Annotated in this window: 19 protein-coding genes; 7 read left to right on the top strand and 12 right to left on the bottom strand. The window is 69.0% G+C overall.

Annotation, left to right across the window (positions count from 1 at the left end; all coding sequences use genetic code 11):
• The first annotated feature begins 49 nt into the window (after positions 1 to 49).
• Genes coaBC through slmA form a run of 5 tightly spaced genes read left to right on the top strand, consistent with a single transcriptional unit; the run spans position 50 to position 4909 of the window.
• The gene (gene coaBC, locus QLQ83_RS03325) at positions 50 to 1357 is read left to right on the top strand and encodes a bifunctional phosphopantothenoylcysteine decarboxylase/phosphopantothenate--cysteine ligase CoaBC (RefSeq protein WP_282734143.1); all 1308 of its coding nucleotides are present in this window, start codon (positions 50 to 52) and stop codon (positions 1355 to 1357) included.
• 23 nt (positions 1358 to 1380) lie between these two features.
• Entirely contained in the window at positions 1381 to 1848 is a 468-nt protein-coding gene (gene dut, locus QLQ83_RS03320; protein ID WP_282734142.1) for a dUTP diphosphatase, read from the top strand.
• 51 nt (positions 1849 to 1899) lie between these two features.
• Complete coding sequence (locus QLQ83_RS03315; protein WP_282734141.1) at positions 1900 to 3297, top strand: phosphomannomutase/phosphoglucomutase; 1398 nt, start codon at positions 1900 to 1902, stop codon at positions 3295 to 3297.
• Positions 3298 to 3337: 40 nt separating this feature from the next.
• The gene (gene argB, locus QLQ83_RS03310) at positions 3338 to 4255 is read left to right on the top strand and encodes an acetylglutamate kinase (protein ID WP_282734140.1); all 918 of its coding nucleotides are present in this window, start codon (positions 3338 to 3340) and stop codon (positions 4253 to 4255) included.
• A 42-nt stretch (positions 4256 to 4297) separates the two neighbouring features.
• Complete coding sequence (gene slmA, locus QLQ83_RS03305; RefSeq protein WP_282734139.1) at positions 4298 to 4909, top strand: nucleoid occlusion factor SlmA; 612 nt, start codon at positions 4298 to 4300, stop codon at positions 4907 to 4909.
• Positions 4910 to 4986: 77 nt separating this feature from the next.
• Here the strand turns inward: slmA and rpoH are convergent, their stop codons facing one another.
• The 4 genes from rpoH to ftsY all read right to left on the bottom strand — a co-directional run bounded on the left by rpoH (position 4987) and on the right by ftsY (position 8915).
• Positions 4987 to 5853, bottom strand: coding sequence for an RNA polymerase sigma factor RpoH (gene rpoH / locus QLQ83_RS03300; RefSeq protein ID WP_282734138.1), 867 nt, complete (start codon positions 5851 to 5853; stop codon positions 4987 to 4989).
• Positions 5854 to 5971: 118 nt separating this feature from the next.
• Positions 5972 to 6946 (bottom strand): permease-like cell division protein FtsX, encoded by a 975-nt coding sequence (ftsX, locus tag QLQ83_RS03295; protein WP_282734137.1) that lies wholly within the window; start codon positions 6944 to 6946, stop codon positions 5972 to 5974.
• On the bottom strand, positions 6943 to 7611 hold the full coding sequence (ftsE, locus tag QLQ83_RS03290; RefSeq protein ID WP_282734136.1) for a cell division ATP-binding protein FtsE: 669 nt from the start codon (positions 7609 to 7611) through the stop codon (positions 6943 to 6945). The genes ftsX and ftsE overlap by 4 nt, the downstream gene beginning before the upstream one ends.
• Complete coding sequence (ftsY, locus tag QLQ83_RS03285; protein ID WP_282734135.1) at positions 7608 to 8915, bottom strand: signal recognition particle-docking protein FtsY; 1308 nt, start codon at positions 8913 to 8915, stop codon at positions 7608 to 7610. Before ftsY ends, ftsE begins: the two co-directional genes overlap by 4 nt.
• A gap of 91 nt (positions 8916 to 9006) precedes the next feature.
• On the opposite strand from ftsY, the gene rsmD reads away from it, so the two are divergent.
• Entirely contained in the window at positions 9007 to 9651 is a 645-nt protein-coding gene (gene rsmD / locus QLQ83_RS03280; RefSeq protein WP_282734134.1) for a 16S rRNA (guanine(966)-N(2))-methyltransferase RsmD, read from the top strand.
• 82 nt (positions 9652 to 9733) lie between these two features.
• Positions 9734 to 9928 (top strand): cell division protein ZapB, encoded by a 195-nt coding sequence (locus QLQ83_RS03275; RefSeq protein ID WP_282734133.1) that lies wholly within the window; start codon positions 9734 to 9736, stop codon positions 9926 to 9928.
• 7 nt (positions 9929 to 9935) lie between these two features.
• On the opposite strand, the gene QLQ83_RS03270 is transcribed toward QLQ83_RS03275, so the two are convergent.
• The 8 genes from QLQ83_RS03270 to QLQ83_RS03235 all read right to left on the bottom strand — a co-directional run bounded on the left by QLQ83_RS03270 (position 9936) and on the right by QLQ83_RS03235 (position 17780).
• A complete protein-coding gene (locus tag QLQ83_RS03270; protein WP_282734132.1) occupies positions 9936 to 10397 on the bottom strand; it encodes a GNAT family N-acetyltransferase in 462 nt (153 codons plus the stop codon).
• Positions 10384 to 11196: a hypothetical protein gene (locus tag QLQ83_RS03265; protein WP_282734131.1), complete on the bottom strand. Its 813-nt coding sequence runs from the start codon at positions 11194 to 11196 to the stop codon at positions 10384 to 10386. The genes QLQ83_RS03270 and QLQ83_RS03265 overlap by 14 nt, the downstream gene beginning before the upstream one ends.
• A complete protein-coding gene (locus tag QLQ83_RS03260) occupies positions 11193 to 11504 on the bottom strand; it encodes a BolA family protein (RefSeq protein ID WP_282734130.1) in 312 nt (103 codons plus the stop codon). Before QLQ83_RS03260 ends, QLQ83_RS03265 begins: the two co-directional genes overlap by 4 nt.
• A gap of 45 nt (positions 11505 to 11549) precedes the next feature.
• Positions 11550 to 12974, bottom strand: coding sequence for an MFS transporter (locus QLQ83_RS03255; RefSeq protein WP_282734129.1), 1425 nt, complete (start codon positions 12972 to 12974; stop codon positions 11550 to 11552).
• Positions 12975 to 13053: 79 nt separating this feature from the next.
• Positions 13054 to 13440 carry a hypothetical protein gene (locus tag QLQ83_RS03250; protein WP_282734128.1) on the bottom strand — a complete coding sequence of 129 codons (387 nt, stop codon included), beginning with the start codon at positions 13438 to 13440 and terminating at the stop codon, positions 13054 to 13056.
• 76 nt (positions 13441 to 13516) lie between these two features.
• Entirely contained in the window at positions 13517 to 15067 is a 1551-nt protein-coding gene (lysS, locus tag QLQ83_RS03245; protein ID WP_282734127.1) for a lysine--tRNA ligase, read from the bottom strand.
• Positions 15068 to 15164: 97 nt separating this feature from the next.
• Positions 15165 to 16263 (bottom strand): peptide chain release factor 2 gene (prfB, locus tag QLQ83_RS03240; RefSeq protein WP_411971111.1). Its coding sequence is split into 2 segments (ribosomal slippage): positions 15165 to 16187 and positions 16189 to 16263, totalling 1098 coding nucleotides; the frame shifts between segments, so codons are not numbered across the junction.
• Between the two features lie 194 nt (positions 16264 to 16457).
• Positions 16458 to 17780 carry an OmpP1/FadL family transporter gene (locus tag QLQ83_RS03235; RefSeq protein WP_282734126.1) on the bottom strand — a complete coding sequence of 441 codons (1323 nt, stop codon included), beginning with the start codon at positions 17778 to 17780 and terminating at the stop codon, positions 16458 to 16460.
• Positions 17781 to 17936: the final 156 nt, after the last annotated feature.

Here is a 17936-nt window from a genome sequence, read left to right as displayed (position 1 = left end):
CGGGCACCGGTGGTAAGGTAGGCGACCGGATTCACGCTCGGATACCGCCATGTCGACACTCCCCCACCGACGCGTGCTGCTCGGCATCAGCGCCGGCATCGCCGCCTACAAGAGTGCCCAGCTCGCCCGCCTGCTCACCCAGGCCGGCTGCGAAGTGCGGGTGGTGATGACCGAGGGCGCCCAGGCCTTCATCACCCCGTTGACGCTGCAAGCCCTGACGGGAGAAGCCGTCCGCACCTCGCTGCTCGACCCCGAGGCCGAGGCCGGCATGGGGCATATCGAGCTCGCCCGCTGGGCCGACACCATCCTGATCGCCCCGGCCACCGCCGACCTGATGGCGCGCCTCGCCCAGGGCCTGGCGGACGACCTGCTCACCACCCTGTGCCTGGCGAGCGAGGCCGAGACGGTGATGGCCCCGGCCATGAACCAGGCCATGTGGCGCCACCCGGCCACCCAGCGCAACGCGCGCCAGCTGGCCGAGGACGGCTGGCAACTGCTGGGGCCGGACAGCGGCGACCAGGCCTGCGGCGACGTGGGACCGGGGCGCATGCTGGAGCCCGAGTCGATCCTGGCGGCGCTGCTCTCCATGGCGCCCGATGCCGCGCTCTCTATGGCGCCCGATGCCGCGCCCCCCGGGGCATCGCACGATACGTCGGCCGAGCCGAAGGCGCCACGGGAGGCCGACGGCCTGACCGTCACCATCACCGCCGGCCCGACCCGGGAACCGCTCGATCCGGTGCGCTACCTCTCCAACCACAGCTCCGGCAAGATGGGCTTCGCCCTGGCCGCCGCCGCCGCCTCGCTGGGCGCCCGGGTGCGGCTGATCAGTGGCCCGGTCGTCCTGCCGACACCGGACGGCGTCGAGCGCACCGACGTGGAAACGGCCCGGGAGATGCACGAGGCCGCCCAGCGGCTGGCCGCCGACAGTGATATCTTCATCGGCTGCGCCGCCGTGGCCGACTACCGGGCCGAGGCGGCCGCCGAGCACAAGATCAAGAAGGTCGAGGGCGAGGAGGGCCTCACCCTGCGCCTGGTGAAGAACCCCGACATCATCGCCTCCGTGGCCGCCCTGCCCCAGGCGCAGCGCCCTCTGGTGGTGGGATTCGCCGCCGAGACCCGCGACCTGGAGGCCTACGCCCGTGACAAGCTGACCCGCAAGGGGCTCGACATGATCGTCGCCAACGACGTCTCCCGGGCCGGGCTCGGCTTCGGCAGCGACGACAACGCCGCCCTGCTGCTGTGGCGGGAAGGCGACAGTGAAGGCAGCGAGAGCCTCGCCCCCCAGCCCAAGGCGCTGCTCGCCCTGGCGGTGGTGCGCCGCGCCCTGGCCTGCCTGCCGCCCCGCCACGCCTCCTGACACCGAACACCCGAGGATCCCCGATGCCCTCCTTCCCCGACCGCCCGCGCCTCGCCGTCAAGCTACTCGACGAGCGCGTGCGTGATCATCTGCCTCACTACGCCACCCAAGGCGCCGCCGGCATGGACCTGCGCGCCCTGCTCGACGCCCCCCTGACCCTGGCGCCCGGTCAGTGCGAGCTGGTGCGCACGGGGCTTGCCATCCACATCGCCGACCCGGCCCTCGCCGGGATGATCCTGCCCCGCTCGGGGCTGGGCCACAAGCATGGCATCGTGCTTGGCAACCTGGTGGGGCTGATCGATTCCGACTACCAGGGCGAGCTGATGATCTCCACATGGAACCGTGGCGACGCGCCCTTCACCATCGAGCCCTTCGAGAGGCTGGCACAGTATGTGCTTGTTCCCGTGGTGCATGCCGACCTGCAGGTCGTCGAGGCCTTCGATACCAGCCGCCGGGGCACCGGCGGCTTCGGCAGCTCCGGTCGTCACTGACGCCCAGGGACGGCAGCACACCACTCGATACGCCACATAAGGACGGACCCCATGACCCAAGCAGCGAGCCAGGCAGTCCCCGCCTCCATCTTCCGCGCCTACGACATCCGCGGCATCGTCGACGACACCCTGACCGAGGCCGGTGTCGAGCAGATCGGTCGCGCCATCGGCAGCGAGGCCCGGTCCCGCGGCGAGTCCACCGTGGTGGTGGCCCGTGACGGCCGCCTCTCCGGCCCCCGCCTGCTGGCGGCCCTGACCCGCGGCCTGCTGTCCTCGGGTTGCGACGTCGTCGACATCGGCATGGTCCCCACCCCGGTGCTCTACTTCGCCACCCACGTGCTCGACGGCACGGCCTCGGGCGTGATGGTCACCGGCAGCCATAACCCGCCGGACTACAACGGCTTCAAGATCGTGCTGGGCGGCGAGACGCTCTCCGGCGATGCCATCACCGCACTGCACACCCGCCTGGCGAGCGGCGAGCTCAGCGAAGGCCGGGGCAGCGCGCGCCAGGAGGATGTGCGCGACGCCTACCTCACGCGCATCCTCGGCGACGTCACCCTCGCCCGCCCGATCAAGGCGGTGGTCGACTGCGGCAACGGCGTGGCCGGCGAACTCGGCCCGGCGCTGGTGGAGCGCCTTGGCGCCGAGACCATACCGCTGTTCGCCGAGATCGACGGCACCTTCCCCAACCACCACCCGGACCCCGGAAAGCCCGAGAACCTCCAGGACCTGATTCGCACCGTGCAGGAGACCGGCGCGGACATCGGCCTGGCCTTCGACGGCGACGGCGACCGCCTCGGCGTGATCACGCCGAGCGGCAAGCTGATCTACCCCGACCACCTGCTGATGGCCTTCGCCGAGGACATGCTGTCGCGCAATCGCGACGCCCGCGTGATCTTCGACGTCAAGTGCACCGGCAACCTGACCCGGGTGATCGAGGAAGCCGGTGGCACACCGGAGATGTGGCGCACCGGTCACTCGCTGATCAAGGCACGCATGAAGGAGACCGGCGCCCTGCTGGCCGGCGAGATGAGCGGCCACATCTTCTTCCAGGAGCGCTGGTACGGCTTCGACGACGGGCTCTACGCCGCCGCCCGCCTGCTGGAGATCCTGTCGAAGCAGGGCGATGATGCCGATACCTTCTTTTCCCGCTACCCCCAGGACGTCGGCACTCCGGAGATCAACATCACGGTCACCGACGAGACCAAGTTCGCGCTGGTGGACCGTCTGGCTCGTGAAGGCGACTTCGGCGAGGAGGGCATCAAGACGACCCTGGACGGCATCCGCGTCGACTACCCGGACGGCTGGGGCCTGTGCCGCGCCTCCAACACCACGCCGGTGCTGGTGCTGCGCTTCGAGGGCAAGGACGACGCCGCCCTCGCACGCATCCGCGGCCGCTTCGCCGACGCCCTCGCCCAGGTGTCACCCGAGCTCGAGCTGCCCCTCTGAGGGGCGGTTCGCCGCATAGACAGGAGAGGTAACCCGACCGATGACCGAACAGACCCGCGACCCGCGCCTGGTGGTGGAGGTGCTCTCCGAGGCACTGCCCTACATCCAGCGCTTCTCCGGCAAGACCGTGGTGGTGAAGTACGGCGGCAACGCCATGACCGAGGACACCCTGATCGACTCCTTCGCCCGCGACATGGTGCTGATGAAGGAGGTCGGCATCAATCCGGTGGTGGTGCATGGCGGGGGACCGCAGATCGGCGAGCTGCTGGAGAAGCTCAGTATCGAGTCACGGTTCGTCAACGGCATGCGGGTGACCGATGCCGAGACCATGGACGTGGTGGAGATGGTGCTGGGCGGGCTGGTCAACAAGGGCATCGTCAACCTGATCAACCAGTGCGGCGGCAAGGCCATCGGCCTGACCGGCAAGGACGGCGCGCAGATCCGCGCGCGCCAGCTCAAGGTGGAGCACCAGAGCCCGGAGATGACCGCGCCGGAAATCATCGATATCGGCCACGTGGGCGAGGTGGAGCACATCTCCACCGACCTCATCGAGATGCTCGCCGCCCGCGACTTCATCCCGGTGATTGCCCCCATCGGCGTGGATGCGAAGGGCCGCAGCTACAACATCAATGCCGACCTGGTGGCCGGCAAGGTGGCCGAGGCCCTGGATGCCGAGAAGCTGATGCTGCTGACCAACGTGGCCGGCCTGATGAACGCCGAGGGCGAGGTGCTCACCGGGCTGACCACCGGCCAGGTGGATGCCCTGATTGCCGACGGCACCATCCATGGTGGCATGCTGCCGAAGATCCGCTGCGCCCTGGACGCCGTGAAGGGCGGCGTGAGGAGCGCCCATATCATCGACGGCAGGGTGCCCCATGCCACCCTGCTGGAGATCTTCACCAACGCCGGGGTGGGCACCCTGATCACCGACATCCCCCAGGACCCGAACGCCGGCTGAGCCCTCCGGCCCGATTCACCCGACCGACAAGAACATAACGACATGACGCAGGAAACACGAACCCCCAGTCGCCGTGAGCAGATACTGCAGGGCCTGGCGCTGATGCTGGAGGAGGACAGCGGCAAGCGCATCACCGTGGCCGCCCTGGCCCGCCAGGTCGGCGTCTCGGAGGCCGCACTCTATCGCCACTTCCCCAGCAAGGCGCGCATGTTCGAGGGGCTGATCGCGTTCATCGAGGAGTCCCTCTTCGAGCGCATCGGCCGCATCCTCGAGGAGGTGCCGGAGGCGGTGCCACGCTGCGGCCAGATCCTCACCCTGGTGCTGGCCTTCGCCGAGAAGAACCCGGGCCTCTCCCGCCTGCTGGGCGGCGACGCCCTGACCGGGGAGACGGCACGATTGCGCCTTCGCATCCACCAGCTCTTCGAGCGCCTCGAGACCCAGCTCAAGCAGGTGCTGCGCGAGGCAGAGCTGCGCGAGGGGCGGCGCCCCTCGCTGCCGGTCTCGGCGGCCGCCAACCTGCTGCTGGCCCAGCTCGAGGGGCAGATCTCGCGCTACGTGCGCAGTGACTTTCGCCACCGTCCTACCGAGCACTGGGACGACCAGTGGGCGCTCCTCTCGGCCCAGCTGCTGCGCGACACCCCTCAGACGGCCTGACGGCAACGTGCGGCATAACGCACGACGCCCCGACCGTTGGTCGGGGCGTCGTCATGCGGATGCGGGCACCGCGGAGGTCATGCCGCCAGGGCGTCACCAATCTGCAGGCGGATCTTCTTCATGGCGTTCTTCTCGAGCTGGCGGATACGCTCGGCGGAGACGCCGTAGACGTCGGCCAGCTCGTGCAGGGTGGCCTTGTCATCCCCCAGCCAGCGACGCTGCAGGATGTCCCGGGAGCGCTCGTCGAGGGCCTCCAGGGCCTGCTGCAGACGGTGCGTGGCATCCTGCTCCCAGTCGCTGTCCTCGAGCTGGGTGGCCGGGTCGGCGCTGGCATCATCGAGGAAGTGCACCGGCGCCTGGTAGGCGGACTCGTCGTCTTCCCCTGGCGCGGCATCGAAGCCCGCGTCGTGGGCCGACAGTCGCCCTTCCATCTCGCGCACCACCTCGGGCTTGACGTCGAGGTCCTTGGCGATGGCCTCGACCTCGTCGCTGTTCAGCCAGGCCAGGCGTTTCTTGGCGCCCCGCAGGTTGAAGAACAGCTTGCGCTGGGCCTTGGTGGTGGCGATCTTGACGATGCGCCAGTTGCGCAGCACGAACTCGTGGATTTCGGCCTTGATCCAGTGCACGGCGAAGGAGACCAGCCGCACGCCTTGGTTGGGGTCGAAGCGCTTGACGGCCTTCATCAGGCCGACATTGCCTTCCTGGATGAGGTCGGCCTGGGGCAGGCCGTAGCCAGAATAGCTGCGCGCGATATAAACGACGAAGCGCAGATGCGAGAGCACCAGGCGCCGCGCCGCCTCGAGGTCGCCCTCGTCGTGCAGGCGGAAGGCCAGTTCGCGCTCTTCGTCGACGGTCAGCATGGGGATGCCGTTGACCGCCTGGATGTAACCGTTCAGGTCATGACCCGGGGAGAGTTGACCCACCGGCAGAAGACTGGTGCTCATGTGCAGGTTGTCTCCTTCGAAACCCATAAGGCTGTGCATGGTTGCCGCATATGACGGTGAAGACCGACGAAAGTTCCGGCTGATGCCCGATATCCCGTGGATTCGACCGGCACTCGCCTCAGCGAGGCCGGATCTCCGCCAGGTGCCGATTCACGGCGATCCAGGCACCCAGCCAGCCAAGTAGTGTACTACAGGCAAGCAGTATTGTAGACCCCTCGGGGCCCAGCCGCGGCAGGTGGAAGCTGGCCCCGTAGCTCGCCGCCAGGGCCGAGACCGGCGCCGAGAGCCAGTCGCTGCCCAGCGTCAGCAGGCCCCAGGCCAGCAGGCCGCCGCCCAGCCCGAACCAGGCCCCGCTGTAGAGGAAGGGGCGACGCACGAAGGCATGGGTGGCGCCGATCAGGGTCACCACCTCGATCTCCTGGCGGCGATTCTCCACGGCGAGCCGGATGGTGTTGCCCACCACCAGCAGCACGCCCAGCCCGAACAGCACGCCCAGGGCCAGGGTGACCCGCTGACCCAGCTCGGCGAGGTGGCGCAGGCGCTCGAGCCAGGCGAGGTCCAGGCGCACCTCCTCGACCCCAACCACGGCCTCGAGGGTCTCGGCGAGCTCGCGCACCGCCTCGGGGTCGGGGTCCCCGGGGCGCACCACCACGCTCGCCGGCAGGGGATTGCCCTCGATCCTCGCCAGGGCATCGCGCAGCCCCAGCGCCTGCTCGAACTCGGCCATCCCCTCGGCGGCGGTGATCAACCGCGTGCCGGCCACCCCCGCCTGGGCGGCCAGGGCCTCCTCGATGCGCCCGGCCTCGCCCTCCCCGACCCCGGCCTCCAGATAGGCGGTGAGGGTCGCACTCTCCTCAAGCTCGGCGTCGAGCAGGCGGGCGCTGTCCAGGGTCAGCCAGAGCCCTGCCGGCAGCACCAGGGCGATGGCAATGGCCAGCATGGTCAGCAAGCTGCCCAGTGGCCGGCGCAGCAGGCGGCGGGCACTGTCGACGGCCATGGCGCGGTGGTGACGCGCCCAGGCCCGCCAGCGGACGCCGCCTGACGGCCGGTGCGTGCGTGCGCCGCGGGGCGAGGGGGCGGGTTCGCGGCTCATGCGACCTCCTCGTCGGCGACCAGACGCCCCTCGTGGAGCCGCAGGGTGCGATGTCGCAGCCGGGCGATCAATGCCAGGTCATGGCTGGCGACCATCACCGTGGTCCCGATGCGGTTGAAGTCCTCGAACAGTGCCATGATGTCGGCGGAGAGCTGGGGGTCGAGGTTGCCGGTGGGCTCGTCGGCGAGCAGCAGCGCCGGCTTGTTGACCACCGCCCGGGCGATGCCGACCCGCTGCTGCTCGCCGCCGGAGAGCTCGATGGGCAGCGCGGCCTCGCGGTGCAGCAGCCCCACCTTGTCCAGCGCCGCCCGCACCCGACGCGCCGCCTCGCGATGCTCGACCCCCTGGATCTCCAGCGGCAGGGCCACGTTGTGATAGATCGAGCGATCGAAGAGCAGCTGGTGGTCCTGGAAGACCACGCCGATCTGGCGGCGATAGAAGGGAATCTGGCTGTGGTGCAGGCGGTCGATGTCATGGCCCGCCACCCGCACCTTGCCGCGACTGGGTCGCTCCAGGCGCATGATCAGGCGCAGCAGCGAGCTCTTGCCCGCGCCGGAGTGGCCGGTGAGGAAGACCATCTCGCCACGATGCACCCGGAAGTCGATATTGGCGAGCGCCTCGAAGCGCCCTCCGTAGCGCTTGCCGACGTGCTCGAAGGCGATCATGACCCGGGCGACACCGGCTCGCGGTCGAACAGGGCATCGACGAATTCGCTCGCCACGAAGGGGCGCAGGTCATCCAGCGACTCGCCGACGCCGATGAAGCGGATCGGTGTGCCGAGCTGGCGGGCCAGGGCGAAGATGATACCGCCCTTGGCGGTACCGTCGAGCTTGGTCAGGGTAATGCCGGTGACCGGCACCGCCTCGTTGAAGGTCGAGGCCTGGGCGAGGGCGTTCTGGCCGGTCCCGGCATCGAGCACCAGCATCACTTCATGGGGGGCACTGGCGTCGACCTTGCCCATCACCCGGCGAACCTTCTTGAGCTCCTCCATCAGGTGGGCCTTGTTGTGCAGGCGGCCGGCGGTGTCGGCGATCAGCACGTCGACGCCCCGCGCCTTGGCGGCCGACACGGCATCGAAGATCACCGAGGCGCTGTCGGCCCCGGTGTGCTGGGCGATCACCGGCACGTCGTTGCGCTCGCCCCAGACCTTCAACTGCTCCACCGCCGCCGCCCGGAAGGTGTCGCCGGCGGCCAGCATCACGCTGCGCCCCTCGCGCTGGAAGCGCTGGGTCAGCTTGCCGATGGTGGTGGTCTTGCCCACGCCATTGACCCCCACCACCAGGATCACGAAGGGGCCTTCACCCTTGGGCGGCAGCGCCAACGACCGGGTGACCGGCTCGAGCATCGCCGCGAGCTCCTCCTGCAGGGCCCGGTAGAGCGCCTGTGGCTCCTTGAGCTCCTTGCGCGAGACCCGGTCGGTGAGCCGGTCGATGATCTCGGTGGTGGCCTCGATGCCCACGTCCGCCATCAGCAGCTGGGTCTCGAGCTCCTCCATGAGGTCGTCGTCGATCTGCTTGCGGCCCATGAAGAGGTCGGCCAGGCCGTCGGTGAGGTTGGCCCGCGTCTTGCCAAGCCCGGCGCGGATGCGCGCGAACCAGCCCGTCTTCTCGGCGCTCGGCTTCTCCTGCAGGGCCGCCCTGGGCCGAGCCGGCTCGGGTTCGGGTTCGGGTTCGGGTTCGGGTTCGGGCGCAGTCTCGACGGCCGGCCCGGCCTCCACCGTCGAGGCGGGAGCGCTGGCCGCCTCCCCTGGCGTCGGGGCGGATTCGGCGGCCGCGTCCCGGGCCGGCTCGTTCGTCTCCGCCGGCTGGCGGCCGGAGGTAACCTCGTGGTCCTCGTCGCTGGCCTCCGCCTGCGGCGCGGGCTCGGTGGCGTCGTCTGCCGCTTGCTCGTCCGACCGGCGTTCGGCCTCCTGTTCCGGTGTCGTCTGCTGCCCTTCCTGCTTCTTCTTGCGCTTGAAAATACCGAACATGGGGGGATCACGCCTCACGGATGAACGAATCGTCTCATCCTACCATCGCGCACCATGACTGTGGACAAGCCGGCGGTTACAATCCGCCCCCATGACACGACGCCGCCCCCCCTCCCGCAAGCCCCGCCGGCCGGCTGCCGCCCAGGCCAAGCGCCCCGGCCGACTGCGCCTGATCGGCGGCGAGTACCGGCGCCGTCAGCTGCCGGTGCTCGACCACCCGGGGCTCCGCCCCACCCCGGACCGGGTGCGCGAGACGCTGTTCAACTGGCTCACCGCCGTCACGCCCGGGGCACGGGTCCTCGACCTCTTCGCCGGCACCGGGGCACTCGGCCTGGAAGCCCTCTCGCGGGGCGCCCGGCAGGCGGTGTTCGTCGAGGGCGACGCCCGGGTGGCGCGCCAGCTGGCCGACAACCTTGCGACCCTGGGGGCCGCCGAGCGCGGATGCCTGATCACCGCCGATGCCCTGGCCTTCCTCGCCGACGACCCCACCCCTTTCTCCCTGGTATTTCTCGACCCGCCCTTCCGCCAGGGGCTCGCCGGGGCCTGCTGCCGCGCCCTGGAGGCCGGCTGGCTCACCGAGGAGGCGCTGATCTACGTGGAAACCGAGTCGGCGCACGCCCCCGAGGTCCCCGCCAGCTGGCAACTGCACCGCGAGGTGCGTGCGGGCGACAGCACCGGGCGGCTCTACCGCCGGCATCCGGCTGGCGCGGGGTCGCCCCACGGCGACGCTTGCTGAGCCCCGAGCGCGGCGTTACGCTGCGCGCTGAAGGACCCCCATCGGGCACGCCCCACCAGCAGGATGTCGTCAGGAGAACAGGATGAGTATCGAACTCTTCAACCAGCTCGAACAGAAGGTCACCAGCGCCGTCGAGGCCCTGGAGTTGATGAGGATGGAAGCCGAGGAGCTGCGCGAGGAAAACGCCCGTCTGAAGCAGGAACGCGAGGAGTGGGAGCGCCGCCTCTCCGCCCTGCTGGGCAAGTTCGACGAGGTCGAGACGACCGCCAGCAACTGAGGCGGCCTCAGGCCAGCGGGAGCGACATCAGCAGCGCATCCTCCCGCTGGCCGGCAGCGCCTGCCGGGTAGTAGCCACGGCGCCGGCCATCCTCGCCGAACCCCGCCCCCCGATACAGCGCCAGGGCCGCGGCGTTGCCCGCCCTGACCTCCAGCAGCAGGCGCTCGCTGCGCCAGCCTTGCGCCTGTTCGATCACCGCCGCCAGCAGGCGTCCCGCCGCCCCCTGGCCACGCGCCTCCCTGGCCACCAGGATCGCCTGAAGCTCCGCATCGAAGGGCAGCCGCACCACCACCGCATGGCCGATCAGGCACGCCTCACGCTCGATGCCGAACACCCGGGTGTCGGAGTCGTCCAGTGCCGCCTGCAGCTGATCCGGGCTCCAGGGGGCGGAGCTGGCGGCCAGCTCCAGCGCCGACAGCGTCGCCAGGTCGGCCGGCACCAGGCGACGCACCACCTCAGCCGGGCTCACGACTCGCCTGCCAGGCGTCGCGCCACCCGGCCAGCCGCGGCCAGAGGGCACGCTTGGCCTCGGCACTACCGGCCAGCTCGCCAAGCGCAGGCCCCTGCCAGGCCGGCAGCGCCAGCAGCGGGCAGTGGTCGTCGGCGAGGGTCAGGATCTCCGCGAGGGTCTCGTCCTCGCCGAACACCAGCAGCCGTTCCGGTACCCAGCCTCGCCGCTGCCGACCGGCCAGGAAGGCCTGGAGACCCTCCCGGGCCTCTTCCAGCGGCGCCTCCACCGGCAATCCCTCCACCTGGGGCCAGCGGAAGGCCTCGAAGGCCGGCATCTGCTCGGGCACCACGCCAGCGGCCTGCAGCAGGTGGCGCAGCAGGCGCAGCTCCACGCTGCCGGGCGGCGCCTCCCGGGGCAGCAGCACCAGCCAGCGGCCATCCAGGCAGGCGACCTGCAGGGTGAAGCGCAGCGCCTCGCCATGGCGCACGGGGGCCGGGGCCTGCGTCTCGGGCGTCGCCTCCTGTTCGTCGGCGGGCACCAGGTCACCGAGCAGCGCCCGGGCCTTGCCGGCCGGGGGGCGGTGGCGAGGCTCCGGCTCGGCAGGGGCCGGTCGCGGGGTGGCGACCTGGGCCTCCGCGGCCTCGTCGAGCAGCGCATGCAGCCGCTCCCCGGGGGCGCGGCGCTCCTCGGCCACCGGCGCGGCACTCTCCCACTCGCAGGGCGGCGTGGGCAGGGCATTGGGCAGGCGATAGCGGGAGACCCAGGCCGTCAGGCCCATGGCCTCCAGGTACTGCAGGCGCTGCGGCTCCGGGGTCACGACTTGCCGCCGCCCCGGCAGTCGGGGGAGTCGGGGCGGGAGCGGCCGCTGGCCTCCCACTCCCCGGGGGTGAAGAGATGCAGGGCCAGGGCGTGGACGGGGCCGGCGAGTTCGTCGGCGAGCAGCGCATAGACCTGCTGGTGTCGCTTGACCGGCATCAGCCCCTCGAAGCGGGAGGCGACCAGGGTGACCTTGAAGTGGGTCTCGGAGTTCGGCGGCACGTTATGCCGATGGCTCTCGTTCTCCACCGCCAGGAAGGCGGGCTCGAGGGCCCTGAGCTTGTCTTCGATGGTGGCCTGGATGCTCATGTCGGGGTTCCGATGCTGGGTGAATGATGGGGCCATTGTACGCCTTCAGTCCGGGTCAGACGACGCCCGCAGCGGCTCGGCACGCCGCGCCTCGCGCTGGGCCCGCCCGGCCAGCGACACCCGCCCCAGGCTGGCCGCGAGCGACAGCACACAGGCCCCCGCCCCGACCCAGAGGGTCGCCTGCACCGGCGCACCGGCCGCCAGGAAGGCGCCCACCAGGGCCACCCCCAGCGATTGGCCCACCGTGCGGGTCGTGCTCATCACGCCGGAGGCGCTGGCACTGCGCTCGCGAGGCACGCTGGCCATCATCTCGCGGTTGTTGGGCGGCTGGAAGAGCCCGAAGCCAAGACCGCAGAGCGCCGTGCGCCACAGGCTGTCCACCACGCCGGCCTCGGCATCGAGCCCGGCCAGGGCAGCAAGCCCCAGGAGCAGCAGCACCAGGCCACCGCTGGAGAGCAGGCTGGGGTTGACCCGGTCCGCCAGTTGCCCGGCCAGGGGGCCCACCAGCATGATCGCCAGCGGCCAGGGCGTGAACATCCAGGCGGTCTCCAGTGGCGTGAAGCCCATCTCCTGCTGATAGAGGAAGGAGAGCGCCACGAAGGCCAGGCCCTGGCCGACGAAGGCAAGCCCCGAGGCCGAGACCGCCAACGTGAAGCGTCGCTCGGCAAACAGCGAGAGCGGCAGCAGCGGGTGGCGGGCCCGACGCTGGCGATGCAGGAAGAACCCACCACTGAGCAGGCTCAGTGCCAGCCAGCCGAGTACCTGCCAGGCCGGCGCCCCGTGGCCGAGGCCATCCAGGCCGAGGAAGAGCCCGGCCAGCATGGCCACCGAACAGAGCGCCCCGCGCCAGTCGAAGCCGTCGCGCCGCCCCGCCTCCCGGGGCAAGGCCCGCCAGGCCAGCCAGGACGCGCAGAGTCCCAGGGGCACGTGCAGGGCGAACAGCCAGGGCCAGTTGGCCACGGAGAGCACCAGCCCGCCTATGGTCGGTCCCGCGGCGTAGCCACCGGCCACCACCAGGGCGGAGAGCCCCAGGGCGCTGCCGAGCAGCCGCGAGGGGAAGATCGAGCGGTAGAGCGACGGGCCGATGGAGAGGGTCGCCGCGGCCCCGAGGCCCTGAAGGGCACGGAACAACAGCAGGGTCTCCAGGTTCGGCGCCAGGGCGCTGCCCAGGGCCGCCAGGGTGAACAGCGCCACCCCGGCGGCATAGAGCCGCCGGCGGCTGACCAGTTCGCTGAGGGCGGCGAAGACCAGCAGGAAGGCGGCACAGACGACCTGGAAGAGGTTGGTGACCCAGACTACCCGGGAGGCGGACACCCCGAGGTCGGCCGCCATGGAGGGCAGCGCGATGTTGACCATGGTGGTGTCCACCACCGCCATCAGGGTACCGAGGATCAGCGCCAGTACCGCCAGGCGCCGCTCGGGGCCCGGCAGGCCGTCGTCGCCGGGGCGGGTCGCGAAGAGTCGGCTCATCCTGCTTCCATCACTGCGGGGTCCATAACGCGGAAACCGGCCGAAGCCGGTTTCCCATGTTCGCTGTCGGACAGGAGGGTCAGTCCTGGTCCGTCTCCAGGAGGAGGGCATCATCCACCTCGGAGATCTCCAGCGCGGCCTCGTCGTCGAGGTCGATGGCCAGGTAGCTGTGCTCGATCTGCAGGAAGCGCTGGAAGAGCGCCCAGTCCAGGGCTTCCGGCCACTGACGCTCGTCCTCTTCCCAGGCGCGCAGCTCGGTCTCCAGGATCTCGAGGTAGCGCTCGCGGACGAAGGCCTCCAGAGCCTCGGGCGCGTCCATCTCCGGGATCAGGTAGACGGTACTTTCGCGTTCGACGTCGGCCAGGGTCAGGTCGTCGCCCTCCATCGTGGGTTCGAGCGCATTGATCCATTCCACGAAATGCCGGGTCGGCCTGACGCTCAGGGCGGAACGGTTGAGCAGTTTCATCACGGTCTCCTCGACGTCGAAACGACGATCATTATGGGTGCTCGGGCCGCCCCTTACCAACACTTCCGACTCCCGATCACTCCACCTCGGGGCGCATCGCCGGAAACAGCAGTACGTCGCGGATGGAGGCGCTGTCGGTGAACAGCATCACCAGCCGGTCGATGCCGATGCCCTCGCCGGCGGTGGGCGGCAGGCCGACCTCCAGCGCCCGCACGTAGTCGGCGTCGTAGTACATCGCCTCCAGGTCGCCGGCCTCCTTCTCCGCGGCCTGGGCGCGGAACCGCTCGGCCTGATCCTCGGCGTCGTTGAGCTCCGAGAAACCGTTGGCAATCTCGCGGCCGCCGACGAAGAACTCGAAACGCTCGGTGACGAAGGGGTTGGCATCCTTGCGCCGCGCCAGCGGGCTCACCTCGGTGGGGTACTCGGTGATGAAGGTGGGCTGCTGGAGACGATGCTCCACGGTCTTCTCGAAGATCTCGATCTGTACCTTGCCCAGTCCCCAGCCGTCCTTGACGTCGATGTCCAGGCGCTCGGCGATCTGGCGCGCGGCGGCCTCGTCGGCCAGGGCCTCGGCATGGATCTCCGGGTTGAACTCGAGGATGGCATCGAACACCGTGATGCGCCGCAGCGGCTGGCCGAAGTCATACTCGAAGGTCTCCAGCACCTCGCCCTCGCCGTTGCGCACGGTATTCACCACCGTGGTGGTGCCCAGCACCTTGCGGGTCACGCTGCGCAGCATCTCCTCGGTGAGGTCCATCAGGTCGTTGTGGTCCGCATGGGCCTGGTAGAACTCGATCATGGTGAATTCGGGGTTGTGGCGGGTAGAGAGCCCCTCGTTGCGGAAGTTGCGGTTGATCTCGAAGACCCGCTCGAAGCCGCCCACCACCAGGCGCTTGAGGTAGAGCTCCGGCGCGATGCGCAGGTACATGTCGATATCCAGCGCATTGTGGTGGGTGACGAAGGGACGTGCCGTGGCGCCGCCGGGAATCTGCTGCAGCATGGGCGTCTCGACCTCCATGAAGCCGCGATCCTCGAAGAAGCGTCGCATGGCGCTGATCACCCCGGCGCGGGTCTCGAACACCCTGCGCGAATCGGGGTTCATGATCAGGTCGACGTAGCGCTGGCGGTAGCGCGCCTCCATGTCGGTGAGACCGTGGAACTTGTCGGGCAGCGGGCGCAGGCTCTTGGTGAGCAGCCTGGCCTCCACCATCATCACGTAGAGGTCGCCCTTCCCCGACTTGTGCACCGGACCGCGGGCCGCCACGATATCGCCGATGTCCCAGCCCTTGACATCCTCCAGCACCTCGCCCGGCAGCCCCTTCTTGTCGACGTAGAGCTGGATCGTACCGGACGGGTCCTGGATGACGATGAAGGGCCCGCGCTTGCGCATGACCCGCCCGGACACCGCGGCACGGCGGTCCAGGGCCTCCAGGTCCGCCTTCTCCCGGTCGCCGAGCTCGCCGCTCAGTTCGGCCGCCAGGCTGTCGCGGCGAAAGTCGTTGGGGAAGGCGCTCTCGCCGGTCTCGGCGGCACGCTCGCGGCGCGCCGCCAGCTTGGCACGCCGCTCGGCGATCAGACGGTTCTCGTCGTTCTGCGGGCTATCCGGTGAGGGGCTCTCGTTGGCCATAGGGCTACCTGTCATCAAGTTGGGCTGGGGCGGAAAACGGCGGCGAGGGAAGGACACCGCCAAGGCGGGGCCCTTCGCCCCGCCATGAGCGGCAGGGCTAGAGGCCCTGCTTGAGGCTGGCGACGATAAACTGGTCCAGGTCACCGTCCAGCACCTTGTCGCAGCTGCTCGACTGCACGCCGGTACGCAGGTCCTTGATGCGCTGGTCATCCAGCACATAGGAGCGGATCTGGCTGCCCCAGCCGATATCGGCCTTGGAGTCCTCGGCCTCCTGCTTGGCCGCATTGCGCTTCTGCATCTCGTGTTCCCACAGCTTCGCCTTGAGCTGCTTCATGGCGAAGTCGCGGTTGGCGTGCTGGCTGCGCTGGCTCTGGCAGGCCACCACGATGCCGGTGGGCTCGTGGGTGATGCGCACGGCCGAGTCGGTGGTGTTGACGTGCTGCCCACCGGCGCCGCTGGAACGGTAGGTATCGGTGCGCAGGTCCGAGGGATTGATCTCGACCTCGAAGCTGTCATCCACCTCCGGCGACAGGAACACCGAGGCGAACGAGGTATGCCGACGGCCGCCGGAATCGAAGGGACTCTTCCGCACCAGGCGATGCACGCCGGTCTCGGTGCGCAGCCAGCCGAAGGCGTACTCCCCCTGGATGTGCACGGTGGCCGATTTGATGCCTGCCACCTCGCCGGCGGAGACCTCGATGATCTCGGCCTTGAAGCCGTGGTGCTCGGCCCAGCGCAGGTACATGCGCAGCAGCATGTTGGCCCAGTCCTGGGCCTCGGTACCGCCGGAACCGGCCTGGATGTCGAGATAGGCGTTGTTCTCGTCCATCTCGCCGGAGAACATGCGCCGGAACTCGAGCTTCTCGAGGCTGGCCTGCAGCCCCTCGAGCTCCTTCTGGACCTCGGCGACGGTGCCCTCGTCCTCCTCCATCTCGGCGAGTTCGAGCAGGTCACGGCTGTCGCCAAGCCCCTGGCCGAGCTCGTCGATGGTGGCCACGATCGCCTCCAGCGTCGCCCGCTCCTTGCCGAGCTTCTGGGCATTGTCCGGGTCGCTCCAGACGTCCGGATCCTCGAGCTCGCGGGTGACTTCCTCTAGCCGATCCTTCTTTTCGGCATAGTCAAAGATACCCCCTCAGGACGTCTGTCCGCTCAGACAGGTCCTTGATGAGGTGGTGAATCGGGTTGGTTTCCAGCATGGGGCTCATCCGAGTCTGCGATGGAACGATGGCCGCCGCGGCGCGGGCTCGGCGCCAGGGCCGCCGACGGCACGGAAAAGGCGCCTATTGTAGCGAAAGTGCCGCCGCGCCGCATCCATGCCCACGCCGACGGACGTCCAGAACGACAAGACCCGGCCGAAGCCGGGTCTCGAGGTCGGGTACAGGATCGATGCTCAAAAGCGGTAGTCCACGGACAGGGCGAAGACATCCGCCGAAACCTCGTAGGTCCCCGAGAGGTTGCCCCTGCTCGCATTCTCGTTGGTGGCGGTCGCCTGCTGGTCGATATCGCCATCGTCGGCGAAGACATGCATGTAGCCGGCGGTGATGCCGAGCTCCGGGCTGGGCATCCAGGTGGCGCCGAAGGTGGCCCACTGGCGATCGGCATCCGGCACCCGCGGGGTGCGGTACTCGGCACTGGGGATCGGGCTCTCGTCGACGCCCAGGCCGGCACGCAGCAGCCACTGCGGGGTCAGTGCATAGTTGGCGCCCACCGAGAAGGCCCAGGTATCATCCCAGTTCTCGGTTGTCGGATTGCTAGAGCCATCCTCGAACTCGACCACCAGCTCGTCGAAGCTGCTCCACTCGGTCCATTCGGCATTGGCCATCAGTGCCAGCCGATCGGTCAGCTGGTGATAGATGCCCAGGTTCATGTTGGCAGGAGTGGTCAAGTCTGCGGTTCCCCCCTGGCTACCCGGGAGACCTGCTGCCACCAGAGGGTTATCAGAGCTGTAGTCCACCTCACCTTCCAGGGTCAGATCGATTTCCGAACGATAGCTGATCCCCAGGCGGGTCTGATCGGTGACCTGGAAGAGTGCGCCGAGCGTATAGCCATAGCCCCAGTCGTCGCCTGTTACCTCAGCTAAGGCATCAAAATCCCCATTAGGGTTAGCGCTTTGCCCAGTTAATGGATTAAGCCCCGTGTCAACGGCCTGTGACAAGGTGGCATCCGCATATTGCGCCCGCAGCCCCACGGCCAAATTGAGGCGCTCGGTCGCGCGATAGTTGAGCGTCGGCTGGAAGTCGATGGTGGTCAGTTCGGTCTCGATGGCGTGATAGCGGCCGATCCAGTCCTCGTCGTACTTGGTGGAGAGCCCATAGGGCGCGTAGATGGCCAGGCCCAGGTCGAACTGCTCGTTCAGCTGCGTCTTGGCGGCAAAGGCCGGCACCACAGCGCTTTCGCCCCCTTGATTTGAAGCGTTAGAGATATAAGGGGTGCCACCGACGCTGCTGGCCTCGGCATCCTGCAACTCGAAATTGGCATCGATATAGGCCACCCCGCCGACGACCTGGTTGCCGTCGATATTGCCGATGGCGGCCGGGTTGTAGGCCATGAAGCTGGCGTCCTCGGCACCGGCGGTGGCGTTGGAGAGGGCGTTGGCCAGTGTCTTGGCACTCTGCTCGCGGACCTGGAAGCCGGAGGCGGACACCTGGCTGGCGATCAGTGCCGTGGAGGCAAGGGCCACGGCGAGGGAGAGCTTGTTGAACTTGTTGTGCATGGGCTCGACATCCTTTCGGGTAGGTGATGCTGGGTACTTGTCGTTGATCCTTCTGGCGTACCCGCAGTGTTTGCGAATCCGCCACCCGGGATCAAGCACAAACGGCCGTTTGAAAACAAAAAACGCTAATACTTTGGTCGAACAACTGTTTCATTC

The organism is Halomonas rhizosphaerae, from assembly GCF_030010555.1.
In the GTDB taxonomy this organism is placed as follows: Bacteria; Pseudomonadota; Gammaproteobacteria; order Pseudomonadales; family Halomonadaceae; genus Halomonas; species Halomonas rhizosphaerae.
The sequence above is the reverse complement of the archived record's forward strand: the minus strand, read 5'-3'. Positions and strand labels throughout refer to the sequence as shown.